This is a genomic window from Algoriphagus kandeliae (genome assembly GCF_004571135.1).
Lineage (GTDB): Bacteria > Bacteroidota > Bacteroidia > Cytophagales > Cyclobacteriaceae > Algoriphagus > Algoriphagus kandeliae.
Window position 1 is genome coordinate 1 of the sequence record NZ_SPSB01000002.1, and the last position, 16,816, is coordinate 16,816.

The 16,816-nt window shown below is 41.2% G+C and carries 16 protein-coding genes; 8 read left to right on the forward strand and 8 right to left on the reverse strand.

The genetic code is table 11. The annotated features are described in order from the left end of the window. Positions 1-3,373: DUF7507 domain-containing protein (locus E4S40_RS04510; RefSeq protein ID WP_135071629.1), on the reverse strand; the 3,373-nt coding region annotated here is incomplete at its 3' end. A 425-nt stretch (positions 3,374-3,798) separates the two neighbouring features. Between E4S40_RS04510 and E4S40_RS04515 the strand changes: the two genes are divergently transcribed. Both E4S40_RS04515 and E4S40_RS04520 read left to right on the forward strand, forming a co-directional pair. After that, the gene (locus tag E4S40_RS04515) at positions 3,799-5,217 is read left to right on the forward strand and encodes an aldehyde dehydrogenase family protein (protein ID WP_135071631.1); all 1,419 of its coding nucleotides are present in this window, start codon (positions 3,799-3,801) and stop codon (positions 5,215-5,217) included. A gap of 1 nt (position 5,218) precedes the next feature. Further along, positions 5,219-6,103, forward strand: coding sequence for an alpha/beta hydrolase (locus E4S40_RS04520; protein WP_135071633.1), 885 nt, complete (start codon positions 5,219-5,221; stop codon positions 6,101-6,103). 40 nt (positions 6,104-6,143) lie between these two features. On the opposite strand, the gene E4S40_RS04525 is transcribed toward E4S40_RS04520, so the two are convergent. Both E4S40_RS04525 and E4S40_RS04530 read right to left on the reverse strand, forming a co-directional pair. Further along, positions 6,144-6,377 carry a hypothetical protein gene (locus E4S40_RS04525; protein ID WP_135071634.1) on the reverse strand — a complete coding sequence of 78 codons (234 nt, stop codon included), beginning with the start codon at positions 6,375-6,377 and terminating at the stop codon, positions 6,144-6,146. After that, positions 6,352-6,954, reverse strand: a complete 603-nt coding sequence (locus E4S40_RS04530) for an RNA polymerase sigma factor (protein ID WP_135071636.1) — start codon at positions 6,952-6,954, stop codon at positions 6,352-6,354. The genes E4S40_RS04525 and E4S40_RS04530 overlap by 26 nt, the downstream gene beginning before the upstream one ends. 334 nt (positions 6,955-7,288) lie before the next feature. Here E4S40_RS04530 and E4S40_RS04535 point away from each other — a divergent pair, with 334 nt between their 5' ends. Both E4S40_RS04535 and E4S40_RS04540 read left to right on the forward strand, forming a co-directional pair. After that, positions 7,289-7,642 (forward strand): DUF3127 domain-containing protein, encoded by a 354-nt coding sequence (locus E4S40_RS04535; RefSeq protein WP_135071638.1) that lies wholly within the window; start codon positions 7,289-7,291, stop codon positions 7,640-7,642. Between the two features lie 16 nt (positions 7,643-7,658). Beyond that, positions 7,659-8,120, forward strand: coding sequence for a hypothetical protein (locus E4S40_RS04540; RefSeq protein ID WP_135071640.1), 462 nt, complete (start codon positions 7,659-7,661; stop codon positions 8,118-8,120). On the opposite strand, the gene E4S40_RS17140 is transcribed toward E4S40_RS04540, so the two are convergent. Genes E4S40_RS17140 through E4S40_RS04555 form a run of 4 tightly spaced genes read right to left on the reverse strand, consistent with a single transcriptional unit; the run spans position 8,110 to position 11,762 of the window. Next, positions 8,110-8,265, reverse strand: coding sequence for a hypothetical protein (locus tag E4S40_RS17140; protein WP_202615335.1), 156 nt, complete (start codon positions 8,263-8,265; stop codon positions 8,110-8,112). The two genes, E4S40_RS04540 and E4S40_RS17140, sit on opposite strands and share 11 nt — an antisense overlap. Positions 8,266-8,292: 27 nt before the next feature. Beyond that, positions 8,293-8,808, reverse strand: coding sequence for a 5-(carboxyamino)imidazole ribonucleotide mutase (gene purE / locus E4S40_RS04545; RefSeq protein ID WP_135071642.1), 516 nt, complete (start codon positions 8,806-8,808; stop codon positions 8,293-8,295). Then, positions 8,805-9,938 (reverse strand): 5-(carboxyamino)imidazole ribonucleotide synthase, encoded by a 1,134-nt coding sequence (locus E4S40_RS04550; RefSeq protein ID WP_135071644.1) that lies wholly within the window; start codon positions 9,936-9,938, stop codon positions 8,805-8,807. The genes purE and E4S40_RS04550 overlap by 4 nt, the downstream gene beginning before the upstream one ends. A gap of 45 nt (positions 9,939-9,983) precedes the next feature. Next, positions 9,984-11,762 (reverse strand): MutS-related protein, encoded by a 1,779-nt coding sequence (locus tag E4S40_RS04555; protein ID WP_135071646.1) that lies wholly within the window; start codon positions 11,760-11,762, stop codon positions 9,984-9,986. Positions 11,763-11,838: 76 nt separating this feature from the next. On the opposite strand from E4S40_RS04555, the gene E4S40_RS17065 reads away from it, so the two are divergent. The 3 genes from E4S40_RS17065 to E4S40_RS04565 are packed head-to-tail and all read left to right on the forward strand — an operon-like array spanning position 11,839 to position 13,612. Further along, positions 11,839-12,021: a hypothetical protein gene (locus tag E4S40_RS17065; protein ID WP_161971771.1), complete on the forward strand. Its 183-nt coding sequence runs from the start codon at positions 11,839-11,841 to the stop codon at positions 12,019-12,021. Positions 12,022-12,046: 25 nt separating this feature from the next. Continuing rightward, positions 12,047-12,877 (forward strand): hypothetical protein, encoded by an 831-nt coding sequence (locus E4S40_RS04560; RefSeq protein ID WP_135071648.1) that lies wholly within the window; start codon positions 12,047-12,049, stop codon positions 12,875-12,877. A gap of 57 nt (positions 12,878-12,934) precedes the next feature. Continuing rightward, complete coding sequence (locus tag E4S40_RS04565; RefSeq protein ID WP_135071650.1) at positions 12,935-13,612, forward strand: nitroreductase family protein; 678 nt, start codon at positions 12,935-12,937, stop codon at positions 13,610-13,612. 92 nt (positions 13,613-13,704) lie between these two features. Here E4S40_RS04565 and E4S40_RS04570 read toward each other — a convergent pair whose 3' ends face one another. Then, positions 13,705-15,261 carry an arylsulfatase gene (locus E4S40_RS04570; RefSeq protein WP_135071652.1) on the reverse strand — a complete coding sequence of 519 codons (1,557 nt, stop codon included), beginning with the start codon at positions 15,259-15,261 and terminating at the stop codon, positions 13,705-13,707. A gap of 140 nt (positions 15,262-15,401) precedes the next feature. Here E4S40_RS04570 and E4S40_RS04575 point away from each other — a divergent pair, with 140 nt between their 5' ends. After that, on the forward strand, positions 15,402-16,790 hold the full coding sequence (locus E4S40_RS04575; RefSeq protein WP_135071654.1) for a glycoside hydrolase family 30 protein: 1,389 nt from the start codon (positions 15,402-15,404) through the stop codon (positions 16,788-16,790). Positions 16,791-16,816 lie beyond the last annotated feature (26 nt).

Genomic DNA, 16,816 nt, shown 5'->3' on the forward strand with positions numbered 1-16,816 from the left:
TTACATCCGTTCCAGTTAATGGATCAATTACTGTGACATTGGTTAAAGTGACGTTACCGTCATTTGTAACCACAATCTCGTAATCGATAACCTCATCGGCATTATTCAATATACCATCGCCTGCATCGTCTACAGCAACCGCTGTCTTGGTGATGCTTAATACAGGGTCATATACAAGATCAACCGCTTCACTGTCTTCTACCGGACCTGCCTGATCGGAATCCGCTGTAGCCGTGTTGTCAATGTCTCCATCGCCACCGCCACGGGTATCCAAGTCTTCCTGCGTGATCGCATAGGAAATGCTTTCCGTATGGCTCGCTCCAGGAGCAAGGTCTCCAATATTTACATCAGTACCCGTCAACGGATCCACAATCATAACATTAGTCAATGTCACATTGCCGTCGTTGGTCACCTCAATCTCGTAGTCAATAATATCTCCAGCCTCGTTCAATACTCCGTCTCCGGCCGCATCAACGCCAACCGCTGTCTTGGTGATGCTCAATACAGGATTCTGTGTCAACGGCACCTCCTCACTCGCTGTCTCTTCCCCGGTCTGGTCAGAATCCGCTGTAGCCGTGTTGTCAATGTCACCATCTCCACCGCCATTGGTATCCAAATCGTTTTGCGTAATCGCATAGGATGTGCTTTCCGTATGGCTAGCTCCAGGTGCAAGGTCTCCAATATTTACATCAGTACCTGTCAACGGATCCACAATCGTAACATTAGTCAACGTCACATTGCCGTCGTTGGTCACCTCAATCTCGTAGTCAATAAGATCTCCAGCCTCATTTAATACACCGTCTCCGGCTTCATCAATGCCAACCGCTGTCTTGGTGATGCTCAATACAGGAGTCTGTGTCAATGGCACCTCCTCACTCGCTGCCTCTTCCCCGGTCTGATCAGAATCAGCAGTGGCCGTGTTATAAATGAAGCCTGCCGGATCTCCGTTACCGTTATTGTCCAGATCATCCTGCGTGATTGCATAGCTTACGTTCACCGTCTCGCTGGCATTAGGAGCAAGGCTCACAATCGTGGTTAGAAGTCCTCCCGTAAGCGGATCGTTTACCGTCACGTTGGTCAATGTCACATTGCCGTCGTTGGTCACCTCAATCTCGTAGTCAATAAGATCTCCAGCCGCGTTCAACACACCATCGCCGGCTTCATCAACACCTACTGCTGTCTTGGTGATGTTCATTTGAGGAGCATATACAAGATCAACCGACTCACTGTCCTCTACCGGGCCTGCCTGATCGGAATCCGCTGTAGCCGTGTTGTCAATGTCGCCATCGCCGCCGCCACGGGTATTCAAGTCTTCCTGCGTGATCGCATAGGAAGTACTTTCCGTATGAGTCGCTCCAGGAGCAAGGTCCCCGATATTTTTATTGGTTCCCGTCAAAGGATCCACAATCGTCACATTGGTCAAGGTCACGTTGCCCGTGTTGGTCACCACAATCTCATACTCAATAAGATCTCCAGCTTCATCCAACAAACCATTTCCGGCCTCATCTACACCTACCACCTGCTTGTCGATGGAAAGAGATGGATTTTGTTGAATAGGCGTGCTTGCATTTGCAGTGACAGGACCAGGAACTTGATCAGAACTGAAATTAACTACATTAACTAGATTATCACCCAAGTTCATATCAGACTGGGAAACGGTATAGCTGAATAGGTAAGTCCAAGTTTCTCCGGGATTCAAAATACCATCTCCATTATCCCCTGAATCAAGAGTTAAGATTACTCCAACAGCATCACCTGGGGCGAAATCCCTTCCCACCACATTAGTGAGATTCAAATTTCCAGTGTTTTCTATTGTAATAGTGTAATCAATGGTTTGACTTGCTGCAGTCACAGGATTTGGACCGCCAGTTTGGTTCTTTGTTGCAACCATTCTGGCAACTTGTGTAAAGTTTTCAGTGTGAGAATCAGAATCATTTACTTCAACTCCTCCTCCTGTAGCAGTTACTGTCGCTGTATTGGTAAAAAAACCAGCCTCGATGTCGGCTTGGGTCAAAGTGTAAACTCCTGTATAGGATGTTGAGTTGATTTCACCTGGAGCCAAATCAAAGGATGTACCTGTCAAAACCGCATCCTGATCGTCTAAATCTACTCCAGTCAATGGGACATCTCCATCATTTGTAATAACGAAACTATAATTAATTCGGTCACCTGCGCTATTCAACCCATCTCCATTTGTATCTTCAAGTACACCTATTTTGACTAAGTTAATAGAAGGCACCTCTGCTGTAAGTGTTACCGGCACAAGCTTGATACAATTAAACTCATCTATTATTTGAGCTATGTACAATCCTGCCCCGAGACCTGTTCTTGTGTATGTTGTGATACTTGGGTCATCTTCCCAAGAAATAGTCTTATCTCCCGTGCCACCTTGTACATTAGAAATGGTGATAGATCCATTATTTAATACACCAGTAGGGTTGGTAAAAGCAACATCATAAGTAATCTCCCCAGGCTTGTTGAACGTAGTTTCAAAAAAGTTAGAAATATTCGCCGCATCAGTTACTTCCAATCTAGCAGTATAAGGTCCAGTTCCTGTAAAGGACACGGTTGGATTTTCTTCTGAAGATGATGAAGGCGTTGCATTTGGACTGAAGGTCCATGAATAAGTATATGGAGTAGTTCCTCCATTGGTATTGTTGAAAAAGGATGCTGTTGTAACATCATCAACCGTACAAGCTGCATAGGTGAACTGAACAGCTAAAGGCGCACTCACAACGGTATCCCCACCAAATTGACATTGTGCAGAAGGGTAATCATTACACTCATAATCTAATGAAAGATCTTGGGTGGCTGAGGTAGTCCATGCCAATAAGGGATTTAAAAATTGAACCTCCACCCCACAAGTCCACTGAAAAGGAATTCCTATGGTAATTACTTGTGGTTCTGCCTTCGCAGCAGGAATTTCACCGAAATAATAATTGAGGAAGATTGAATCTGCTTCTCCTGTTTGAGGATTAGTAAAGACTACATCCGCGAATAATCGACCATTATTGGTCGATGATCCAGAATTCGTTTCATAGAGGAATGATACATAAGCAGTTTGCGTAACCCCTGCCGTACATGTTGCAAATTGATCCGCCAACCGATTCCCATATTCATCACTCAAAAACACCTCCAGGATGTCATAATTTCCAGATGAACATGGGATGTTACAGGTTCTCAAGTCTAATAATTCAGGCTGATTCCCTAATTCTAGTACACTGATTTGCCCCTGAACGGTGGAAATGGAAAAGAAGGCTAAAAAAAACAAAAGCCATACGGCCTTCTGCTTTCTAAATATTTCCCGAAGAACCAAAAAAAATGTTCGCCCATTTGTGAGAGGCTTTTGCTGATAATTGGATGAACTCTCCATATCGTTAAGATTTAAATTTCTCTTTGGTAATTGTGTCGCTATACTCTCCTGATTTATGGTGATATGGATCTCGATTTAGGCTATTCAGATCACCCCCTTATGCTTACTATCTTGTTCGTTTTAGTCAAAAACCATGGTTTTTGCAAAACCAAGACATTTTTATGCAGTAAATGTACACTTTTTTGCAGTTTATCCAAACTTTTTGAAGCTTTATTTTTATATGAAATGCATTTTTTTATTTATGAAAGTATTTTTTATTGGTATTTTTTGCGGTTTTGTTTAATGTTTGAGAAATCTGGTTAAGCAGGTATGAATTACCTGTTATACCTGTTTTTGTAGAGGAGGATATTGGCCCAATTCAAAAAAATTCACTGAGGCTTTTCGGCTACTTTTTCTATCTTTCTTTTTGATAGAAAAATCAAAGCATGGAAATCTCAGAATTCACCGAAATCCAACTTAGCCTAGCCTTATTACAAAAGACTGCTGTCGCGTGGAGAAGCTCCACTGCATCAGAAAGGATAGATCGATTGAAAAAACTCAGAACCTGGATCAAAACCCATCAAAACGATATCCGGGAAGCACTTTGGGATGATTTTCGAAAATCTGAAGTAGAAACTGACCTGTCGGAAATCTTTCCTGTTACTTCCGAAATCAATCACACAATCAAGCATCTAAAATCCTGGATGACGCCTCTTTCCCTTTCGACTCCGATGCCGATGTTGGGAACAAAGGCCAAGATTTTGTACGAACCAAAGGGTGTCTCGCTGATTATTGCTCCTTGGAATTATCCCTTCAATTTGGCTATTGGGCCGTTGGTTTCGGCCATTGCAGCAGGTTGCCCGACAATAATTAAGCCTTCTGAACTGACTCCTGCCACCTCCTCATTGATTGCCAGAATGATTTCCGAGATTTTCTCGGAAGGAGAAGTACAGGTTTACCAAGGTGATGCTGAAGTAGCTCAAGCTCTGCTTTCACTTCCCTTCGACCATATTTTCTTTACCGGAAGTCCGCAAATTGGAAAAGTTGTCATGGAGTATGCTGCAAAACATCTCACATCGGTTACACTTGAATTGGGTGGAAAATCTCCCTGCATCATCACCGAATCGGCAGATATTAAGGACGCCGCGCAAAAAATCATCTATGGAAAATTGGTGAACTGCGGGCAAACCTGTGTTGCGCCAGATTATATTTTAGTCCATCAAGACAGAAAAGAATTGCTTTTAGCTGAACTTCAAGTAGCAATTCAAGAAATGTACGATCCCCAATTCAAAGGATTGGAACATTCAAATGATATGGCTCGAATCGTCAATGAAAGACATTTTTCGCGCCTAAAAACCTACTTAGATGATGCTGTAGAAAAGGGCGCAAAAATCGAATTTGGTGGAAAGACAATTCCACATCATCGATTTATTGAGCCTACGCTTCTCAGTGAAGTCAATGAGGATATGCTCGTTGCACAGGAAGAGATTTTTGGTCCCTTATTACCAATTTTAACTTATAAAACCCTTCAGGAAGCCGTTCAGTACATCAATAAAAAGCCCAAGCCATTAGCTCTTTACATCTTTGACAAAAGTAAAAGCTATGAATCGGTGCTTCAGCAAACAAGTTCGGGAAATGCTGTCATCAACGATTGTGTCCTTCACTTTTTGCACAATGAGATGCCTTTTGGCGGCGTGAATAACAGTGGTATTGGAAAAGCCCATGGACATTTTGGATTTTTAGCTTTCAGTAATGAAAAAGGAATCTTAAAACAACGAATAGGCCCTAATAACACCACTCTACTCAGACCACCTTATGGGATGAAGACCAAACAAATTATCAAGTCACTAATTAAATGGTTTTAATATGCAAAAAGTCGATTTTTCAACCTTATTTAAGCATTTAGCTGCTTCTACATTTTTCCTGGGGATTTTATTCTTATCAAGCTGTGGTTCTACAGATGATCCAATTCCAGATGGTCCCTTGCCCGCGCTTGAGTTATTTGATAGTTCATATGGTCAGGATGCACGACAGGTGATGGATATTTTTTTGCCCGCTGGAAGAACTTTGGAAAACACTCCGGTAATGATCTATATCCATGGTGGAGCCTGGATTGATGGTAGCAAGGATGAGTTTTTACAATTTAAAACTGCCTTTGAACAGGCTCTGCCTGACTTTGCCTTTGTAGCAATCAATTATCGTTTGTTTGATTTTATAACCAACGCCAATCGATTCCCTACTCAAGAGAATGATGTTATTGCAGCTATTCAGCATGTCTTGGAAAATCGGGTGAACTGGAACATAAGTGATGAACTTTATCTAGCCGGTGCAAGTGCAGGTGGGCATTTGGCTTTGTTACATGCTTATAAACATCAAGAAGTAGGAAATATTCAGGCGGTCTTGGCCTTGTTTCCTCCAACCGATCTGACTACGCTTTACGATTTTAATTTCCTTACTCAATCTGGATTGACGGCGCTATTGAATGGAAATCCTCAAAGCAATCCAGATGCTTATTTCCAATCCAGCCCTGTCAATTTTATCAATCCCAATTCTCCCCCAACTGCCTTTTTCCATGGAACAGTCGATACCGTTGTCCCGATTTCTCAAAGTGATTTGCTAGCTTCTAAACTGGAAGAAGCAGGCGTGCCTTACGAATATCAAATCATTGAAGGACAAGGACATGGGTTTACGCCTGCCACCTATGCGACTATTATTTCTCAAATCTCCGCTTTCATAGATACTCTTAATTGAAAAAAGAAAACCCCGCCGTGACGACAGGGTTACCGGATCTTTAGACTTTTTGAAGTCCCGTAGACTTGGCTTTCGATTTGATTGCCTTTACTACTTTTTCGGAAGGTAGGAGTCGGATTTGGTCCAGTTGCTCTATAGTGCTCAGCATTTCTAAGTATTCTTGCATCAGATGCTCATCATCGTGCAAGGCCTGCATTAAGAGTTCTTGTTCTACCTCCGGCATTTCCTGATAGATATATCTAATCAGGTCATTTGGGGTAAATGGTTTTATCATAGGCAAAATTTAGTTGTTTCATTTTTTTCCGCAGATGAATCAGCGCATACCTCATTCTACCAAGAGCCGTATTGATACTGACTCCGGTTTGATCGGCAATTTCTTGAAAGCTCATGTCCATATAGTGTCTCATGATCAATACCTGCTTTTGCGCCTCTGGTAATTCATCAATTAATCTTCTTATCAAGGCCACTTCTTCCTCTTTCACCTGATCATCCTCTACATTTCCTTCGGAAAATCGAAGAGAATTGAAAATATTGGAGCCATCTTCCATTATGATAACTGGATAGCGCCTGGATTTTCTGAAATGATCCACTGCCAGATTATGCGCGATTCGCATAATCCAAGGCTGGAACTTCCCTTCTTCATTGTATTTATCCGAATGAAGGGTATTGATCACCTTCACGAACACATCCTGAAGAAGATCTTCGGCAAGTTCCTGATCCTTCACGATCAGTAATATGGTAGTATAAACTTTGGTTTTGTATCGATCTACTAATAGATCAAATGCGGCTTCATTGCCATTTCTGTACTGAGCAATGAGCTCAGCATCTCTTGGTCCTATTCGCTTATTCATTGTTTATAGTTTATCAACAACGTAAAAGTCTAAGCCATAGTATAGGGGTTATCGAGATTTCAGATTTTTTTTAAAATTGGATACTAAAAGTAAACCTTTCGCCTATTCCTCACAAACCAGAACAGGGATTTTTTGAAAGTTTAAAATTCAACCAAATAATCATTGGTAAATTCAAAAATCCTTACTCTAGTATATGGGAAAAGGGAAAACCCTTTGTTCAATTAAAGTGCCAAAAAGAAAAATCGAAAGGCTTTTTCTGAGGGAATTCTTCTTTTTGGTTAAGGTCTTTCCCTAGCCATTCCTTAACTTCGAACATTGAAATTAAATATGCATTATGGAACTGAGCGGAAAAGTAATTCAGAAGTTGCAAGAGGTAAGCGGAAACTCAAAATCAGGAAATAACTGGAGAAAGCAGGAGTTCATTATTGAAACGCCGGGTAATTATCCGAAAAAAGTCTGCGTTGCCCTTTGGGGAGATAAAATCGACCAATTCCCTATTTCTGTAGGAGAGGAAGTCAAGTTAAGTATCGATGTGGAAAGCCGTGAATACAATGGTCGATGGTACACAGACATTAAAGCTTATCGAGTAGACAAAGCTTCGGACAGCAACTCAACTCCAACTTTTGAAAATGGTCCTTTGGATGTGGACACCTTCCACGCGGACGAAGAAGATCAATTACCTTTTTAATAGAATATTAATTCCTATGTGGGATGATTTTGATGATGAAGATCCGGACTTTGATGGGGATGAAGATTTTGATTTTCAAAAACAACAGGACCGGATCTATCAACACCCTTTAATGAAAAAAGCCAAGGAAATCGTTGGTTTAACACGTGCCTTGGTAGGAAGCCTAGATGAAGCCCGAAAAGAACTCTATGGTAGCATCATGATGGAAGATGCCATGGTGATGAGTGCCAAGTTTGCAGGAGCTGAATCCATTCCAGACTACGTAATAAAAATGGAAAAGGCTGTCCTAATGAAAATCCATGCAAAAAGTCTCAATTCCATGACCTATCAATTAGCCATGGAGGAAACACATGCAGAGGAGCATTTAGAACTCCTTCGAACTGCCATTGAAGAATATAGAACGCTATTTATTGAATGGATTAAAGGCTTTGATCCCAGTCAAAAATTTGATGATGGCTGGGGAATCTTTACGGATTGATTTGATTGGAGCCAAAACGGAATCCCATATAGGCTCCTCCTATCATAAGAATAAGGGTAATCAATGCCATTAATAGAAGTACGTGCAAAGGCACTTCCCATAATTCCCCTCCAACCTTAAACCGGATAACTCGTTTCCAATCCATTTATAAAATCCCTTTGTGGAAGGAAAATTATTTTTTCAGAATTGCCTTCCAGCCTTTTTCTTCAATTTCTTCAGCGGATTTTTCCACCTTTTCTTGAAGGCCTTTTTTGTAGGCGTCGACATTTTTCCCTACTTCTGCATCAAAGGCACCCACCATAGAGGCAGCTAAAATCCCGGCATTTTTTCCTCCATTCAACGCAACAGTGGCGACCGGAATTCCTCCCGGCATTTGCAAAATAGAAAGTATGCTATCCCAACCATCAATAGAATTCGAACTCTTCACAGGAACTCCGATTACCGGCAAACTAGTCATGGAAGCGACCATTCCCGGAAGGTGAGCGGCGCCACCAGCACCTGCTATAATTACTTTCAGGCCCCGTTCACGAGCTGAACGAGCGTATTCAACCATTCTATCTGGAGTTCGATGAGCTGACACCACGGTCAATTCATATTGGACACCAAGTTCTTCAAGCATTTGCGCGGCTTCAGCCATTACCGGAAGGTCTGACTGACTGCCCATGATAATTCCTACCTGTGGGTTCATGCTTTGATTTTGATTAAGTTCTTAATGTAATGGGCTCTTTTTTTCAAATTGTCCACGTCTTCATCGAGCACAGTGACATGGCCCATTTTTCGGAAAGGCTTGGTGAGCTTCTTCCCATATAAATGTATGTAAACGCCTTTTTCTGAAACTGCCTCTTCCATCCCCTCCACATAAGCTTCTCCTTGAAAACCTTCCTCTCCTAGCAAATTGATCATAGCTGCTGGACATCGAAGACCTGTATCCCCAAGTGGCCAATTCATCACAGAGCGAAGGTGTTGCTCAAATTGACTGGTATAATTGGCTTCAATCGTATGATGTCCACTGTTATGAGGACGTGGAGCAATTTCATTTACCAAAACCTCACCATCCTTGGTGACAAACATCTCGACTGCCAAAATCCCTACCATATCCAGCTTCAAAATAACCTCTCGAGCAATTTCCTGTGCTTTTTTCTCGATCTCGGGAGAAATACTCGCCGGAGCGAAAAGAAACTCCACCAAATTTGCCGTAGGATGAAAAGCACACTCCACGGCTGGATAGGCAACCAAATCACCTTTGGAATTCCGAGCAACTGTCACAGCGATTTCTTTGTCGAAATCGATCAGTTTCTCCAACAAGCCGGGGGCATCAAAAGCTTTTTCCAAATCAGACTCATTTCGAAGAATCTGAACACCTCGTCCATCGTATCCTTCCCGACCGAGCTTATTCACTGCTGGTAGAAAATCAAAATTTTCCTTTACTTCCGCTTTATCAGCTGTCAAGACAAATTCAGCAGTTGGGATTCCATGATCATCGTAAAACTGCTTCTGTTCCCGTTTATCTTGTATCAACCGGATGATTTCAGGTTGCGGAAAAACACGCTTTCCTTCCTTCTGAAGCTGCTCCAATGCTTCCGTATTGACATTCTCGATCTCAATAGTAATCACATCGCAATCCTTCCCAAATTGATAGACAGTGTCAAATTCCCGGAGTGATCCAGTGACAAATTTCTGTGCTAAATCCTTACATGGTGCATTGGGATCCGGATCCAAAATGTGAATATCCTGATTGTAATTGATGGCGGACTGAATCAGCATCCGACCTAATTGCCCTCCACCGAGGACTCCGAGAATTTGATTTTTTTGGCTCATGATCTTTTCGTCCCCAAAAATACACCTTTCAGTCCGAAGGAAAAATTAGGATTTTTCTCCAAAACGGATTCCCATCAATTCCATGAGTTTGTGGGCATTAAAACTCGGACAAGGGCCGGGCTTGATGAGGTAATCAAAATCAATTGTGTTTTCATGTATTTGGGAATGAAAACTGAAATTCCGCAGGTAGGAAATCTTGCTTTCCAATCGGCTTAACTCAATATCATGGGTACTAATAATTCCCAAGAATTCCCTTACAGCCAATTGACGAATCAATGCTTCACTTCCAGCAATCCGGTCTTCGGTATTGGTGCCTTTTAGTATTTCATCCAAAAGAAAAAACAACCGCTCACCATTTTCCAAGCAGTCAATCATTCCCTTAATCCTGCTCAATTCGGCATAAAAAGAACTAATACTTTGGCCTAGATTATCGGAATTTCGCATACTGGTATAGAGTTTAAAAACCCCAACCCGAAGGAACTTTGCAAAAGGAGATAATCCCAAATTGAGCAAGACTAAATTTATCCCAAGCGTGCGCATGAAAGTGGTTTTACCGCTCATATTGGCCCCTGTAAGTAGAACGAGCTTTCCGGATTGATCCATGGAAAAATCATTGGACACAGCAATTTTTGGTAGAAGCAATGGATGGAAAATCCCTTTGACTTCCAATTCCATCTGATCCGAAACTTCCCAACTCCCTGATTGCCCTTCTTCTCGCTCAAAAATTGCCAAAGAGATCAATACCTCCCAGGAAGCCAATTCCTCAGGTAAGCCAGCTATTTCCTTTCCCCAACTATTTTTCCATTTTGCCCAGCGGTGATAAATCAACAAGTCCGTCCAAAAAAACAAATTCAAAGGAATGTAAAGCAGGTTCATCCGATTTTGAATCCAAAGTGAAAGACGGTCCAATTCTTCTAGAAGTTTTGAAGTGCTTGGACCTTCAGGAAGCATCAATTTATTCTTATGATTTTGAAGGATGGTATGTTCAAATTTCTCCTGCTCTAGAAGAAGTAGCCAATGACGATAGGTTTTTAAAACTGTTTGCGAAGGAATTCGATCACCTGCCTCTTTCAATTCCTTGAAAACCATACCTAAAAATGGAAGCCCTAGTAGAATCCAAACTCCCAGAAATACTGAAGGAATTTGTCCCAAATAGGCTAAAGTAGCTCCAATCAATCCTCCGATTAAACCAATCCATCCAAGCGCTGTAGGAAAAGACCTGAATTGAACAGGCTGACTCATCCAAGTACTCCAATCCGCCTTTTGTTCTTTTTCATTAAAAAACGCCTTTCCTATCGCCTCAAAAGCCCGCAAAAGATCTTCTTTTTCGGCTAATTCACGAATTGCTCCATGAAGCCTATATCCATTTTCAACATTTAATTGGGCCTTGAGCCGAGATGCGAGAAGCTGTCTTGCAGAACTAGAATGTGTATGATTTACTAGTTGAAAAAGGGAATGCTCTCCAAAAAGATCCAAGTCATTACAAAATGGATGGTCTTTATCAAGAAATTCTGATCCGGAATCCAAGTCCCTCAAATATCGACTTGACCGCTGTTCCCTTTCCTGTTCAATCTTTGAGAGTGAGCGAAATATTTGAATTTGATCCTTTAGAAAATGATGCTGTTGTATAGCCCAAACAAAAGTCCAAAGGGCCAATGAAGCAGGGAAAATCCAATAAAAAGCATCCGAAAAGAAAAGAACAACAAAAGCGCCCAGACCAACAAATAGAACTAATCTAAAAAGAGAAAAGACTCCTATTCTCCTTTGAATATCCTGTTCCTTTTGCTGAATACCTTCCGGATGAAAATCAATAATCCTATTCATATTCAAATATGGGGAAAGCTTCCCGAAAATTTTATTGAGCTTTGAACGTTATCAATCCTACTACGTTCCAAGAATCATGGGCAAAAAGAAATCTTCCAAACCAAAGGTATCCCAAGAAACTGATTGGGATTACTCTGATTTTTCAGAAAACATGGGAATTTTTCCAGCGGATGTCCCTTTCGGCAGGAATATTGGATGTGGAGGGAAGAGGCATAAAAAAGAAAATCAAACCTCAGAAAACCAGAAAAATAAAAACTAACTTCACTAAATAAATTTTAGAAATCATGAAATCTACCTCATCTATTTTTCGAATCTTTTTATTTCTAGCTACCCTGTCTTTTTTAGGATCATGTGACAAAGATTCTGATACACCTATCACGGAGCCAGATTTGTCTGCGATCGAAGAAAGCCTAGAAGTCATGCAAATCACCGAGGACATGGATTATTTCACCTTGACAATCCTGCAGTCTATAGGAATCAACGGGCGCCTCATGGATGATCCTTTCGAAAAAATCTGTGCTGGGGTCTCTGTGGATGTAAACAGTGATCAAAAAACAATCACTATTGATTTTGGTGATGGCTGTACATCTCCTTCAGGCATAGTCCGAAAAGGAAAAATTACTATCACTTACACCCAAAACTTCCTGCTCCCTGGGGCCACTGTAACTACCAATTTTATTGGATATGAAGTGAATGGCTTAAAAATCACCGGCGTGCGCACTTTGGTTAACCAAGCAATTGACCTAATAAACAATCAAGTGACACTCAAAGTAACCATGGAAAATGGTCAGGTTACTTGGCCGGACAATACCTTCGTTACCTTTAATACTGATCAAATAAGAGTAGTGAAATTAGGAGCAACAGGCTATGAAATTTCAATTACTGGAACGGCAAATGGTCAAAGCAGAGAGGGAGCCCCTTATTCTTCAAATGTAACTTCGGCTTTGGTGGTGAAGCAAGATTGTGTGGAATCTGGGGTTTTAATACCTACTTCAGGCGTCATGGATTTCACATATGAAGGGTTTCAGCTAGCTATTGACTATGGACAAGGCAATTGTGATAAGACGATTCTTATAAGCTATCCGGGCGGAACCAAAGAAATCACGGTAGATTAAGGTTTCCCCAATTAAAGAATAAAGGGCTATCTTCGAGGATAGCCCTTTTTGATTTTTATGGAAAAGAAAATTACTGGAGGTTTTGAGCATATACGCTTTCCTTACCATCCTATTCCTGAAGAAGAAGTAATCAAGCGGTCTGAAGAGTTTTACCAAAACATGGATCAGCGGCGAACAATTCGTGAATTTGATACTAAACCTGTTCCTCTTTCCGTAATGGAAAATATAATCCGAACGGCAGGAACTGCTCCTTCTGGAGCACACAAACAACCCTGGACCTTTTGCTTGATTTCAGATCCCCAAATCAAAAAACAGATTCGGGAAGCTGCCGAAGAAGAAGAACGAATCAGCTATTCTTCCAGAATGTCAGAAACCTGGAAAAATGACCTTAAACCAATCGGAACGGATTGGGAAAAACCTTTTTTAGAAGACGCTCCCTATCTCATCGTCGTTTTCAAGCAATCCTACGGCATGGAAAATGGAGAAAAAATCCAACATTATTATGTCAATGAATCCGTAGGAATTGCCTGTGGTTTTTTAATCGCTGCAATTCATCAGGCAGGATTAGTCACCGTCACCCATACACCAAGTCCCATGAATTTTCTCAGTGAGATTCTTCAAAGGCCAAAGCATGAAAAACCCTATTTACTACTTCCAGTGGGCTATCCGAAAGAAGAAACCTATGTCCCAAACCTAAAAAGGAAAACCCTAGAGGATATTTTGATTCGGTTTTAAACTCAAATAACAGACAGGCAAGAAAACAAAAGGCCAACCGAGTATTTCGGTTGGCCTTTATTCAATTTATTAAGGAATACTTTTTGAATAATTTATTGTCTAGCCCCTGACATCATGATTTTTTCTATGGCTTTGTTGATATCCAAGGAGGCAGCAGCTTGACGTGGAGGGAAATCCTGGAATGTCATGAGATGTTCATTCAATATGCCTATAGCAGGCTGCATTACCCATGACTTTTCCATAATTAGATGGAAACCCGTAATATCATCATATTTTTCAAAGGGATCCTTTCTCAAATTGAATAATTGAGGCATTGTATGAAAAACCATATCATCAAAGTATCGCTCTTTGGTGGCAAAATGCATTTTCCAAGGACCCACACGAAGGGCGGTTAGATTGGATTCATAATAGTAGAAAAAGTGATTTCTAGCGGATTTATCCGTTTTCCCTGTCCAATAATCGAGGTTATTATACCCATCGATATGCACTTTATAAGTCATATCTCCGATCTTCTTCCCCTCCTTTAGCTCATCTATGATATTTGGATTCCCAACTGCAGCTATCAAGGTAGGTAAAACATCTTCATGGGAAGAAATTCCATTTCTAACTAATCCAGCTGGAATTTTACCCGGCCATCTAACCAAAAAAGGTGATCTCAGTCCACCTTCGTAGGTAGTCATTTTTTCTCCTCTAAACATAGTCACGCCTGCATGAGGAAAGGTACTTTGTTCCGGTCCATTATCCGTAGTGTAAATCACGATGGTATTGTCAGAAATACCCAACTCATCCATGTAATCCAAAATTTGGCCGACATGTCCATCATGTTCCATTAATCCTGACCCAAATAGGTCCATATCTGTGCTAATATTCGTAGCTAGATTTCTTGACTCTTCTTTTAAATGCGTGTAAACGTGCATTCGGCTTGTGGCATGCCAGATAAAAAATGGTTTATCCGCATCTTTTGCTCTCTTCATGAAATCCTTGGTCTTCGCAACCAATTCCTCATCAAAAGTCTTCATCCGCTCCGAGGTCAAAGGACCAATATCTTTAACTTTTTGTTTTCCGATTACTCCAAATCTTGGATCTTCCGTATTATCGAAAGTCTCACTGGCAAAAGATTCTATGATCCCACGGGGACCATATTTTTCAGCGAACTCCTTTGTTTTTGGATAATCTGCTTGTTCGGGTTCTTCAGAGACATTTAGGTGATATAAATTCCCGAAAAATTCATCAAATCCATGAACAGTCGGAAGATGTTCGTTTCGATCTCCTAAATGGTTCTTTCCATATTGAGCTGTCATATAGCCCATTGGTTTCAAAAGCTCTGCAATGGTAGGATCTTCAGGTTTTAATCCAAGCGGATTCCCAGGTTGACCAACCGTAGTAAGCCCTGTTCTCACCGGCACCTGACCGGTAATAAAAGCCGCTCTACCAGCTGTACAACTTGGTTGTGAATAATGGTCTGTGAAGATCACCCCTTCTTTGGCAATTCGGTCAATATTCGGAGTGGGATACTGCATCCCTAAAGAATAGGCGCTTATAGAATTAGGAGCTACATCATCTACCATAATCACCAAGATATTTGGTTTTTCTTGGGCAAGGGCAATTTGAAAAAGCCCTGCAAAAAGAAGTATTATGAGTTTTTTCATAAATCAAAATGGATTAAGAAGGAAAATTGAATTTAATTAAATACCTAACTTCAGGAATCTTCATAAGTTAAAAATATCTGATTTTTATCACTAATTCACTATTCCATTAATTTGGAACTAACTTGAAAAAAATTGACACAATGAAATTAAGAATCGTCCTATTCCTTTTCTATTTGCTGATTTCAGGGTGTAAAAACACCCCTCAGTTACCGGAATTTTGGTTGACCGATCCAAAATCAGATATCCTCTTTCAACAAACTGAGCAAGCTATATCAAGTAGCGAAGCCAACCTGAGAATTCAGATCGATCCCAACCAATCCTTCCAAACCATGGATGGATTTGGTTTTACCTTATCCCAAGGCTCGGCACAGCACCTTCTTGCTATGTCTGAAGAGTCACGGCAAACCTTACTTCAAGAACTGTTCGGTTCGGGAGAAAATGATGTACGAATTTCTTATTTGAGGCTTTCAGTAGCTGCTTCTGATTTGAATGAATTCCCTTTTTCTTACGATGATTTAAAGGATTCAACCGCTATTGATCCGGATTTGGAACATTTCAGTTTGAGCTATGATACCTTGGATGTGATACCGGTATTACAGGAAATTTTAAAAATAAATCCTGAGATCAAACTCATGGCCTCACCTTGGTCTCCTCCAGCCTGGATGAAGGACAATAAGGATACTCGAGGCGGATCTTTATTAGAAAAATTTGAACCTGCCTACGCTCAATATTTAGTTCGATACATCCAAGAAATGTCTGAGCATGGCATCAGAATCGATGCTTTGACCATTCAAAATGAACCTTTTCATCCTGGAAATAACCCTTCTTTACTTATGCTTCCGGAACAGCAGGCACGATTCATCGGAAGGTATTTAGGCCCTGCATTTCAGGATGCTGGTATTGATACCAAAATCGTGGTTTATGATCACAATGCCGATCGACCTGATTATCCCATTACGGTCATGCAGGATTCTTTAGCCAATCCATTTATTGATGGTTCGGCTTTTCATTTATATGGAGGGACGATTGATGCCCTTTCAGAACTGCATGAAGCTTTCCCAGACAAAAACCTCTATTTCACCGAGCAATGGGTGGGAGCTCCCGGAAATATGGAGGGAGATATTCCATGGCATGTCAAGAACTTATTGATTGGCGCACCGCGAAATTGGGCGAAGACTGTTTTGGAATGGAACCTAAGCTCAAACCCAAGTTTGACCCCGCATACCGATCGGGGAGGTTGTGATCGATGCTTGGGGGCAATTACTATCGATGGGGATGAAGTCACTCGAAATCCAGCCTACTATGTAATTGCTCATGGAAGTAAGTTTGTCGATCCCGGATCAAAACGTATTTCCTCGACAGAATTAGTAGAAATACCAAACGTAGCCTATTTAACTCCAGAAGGAAAAATTGTCTTGATCGCTCATAATGACACCGATTCCCCAATTGATTTTCTAATCGAATCTGGCGGGTTGACTTTCTCGGCATCTTTAAATTCCAAAGCTACGGGAACTTGGATTTGGGAATAAAAAAAGGACCTCGAAAGGTCCTTTTT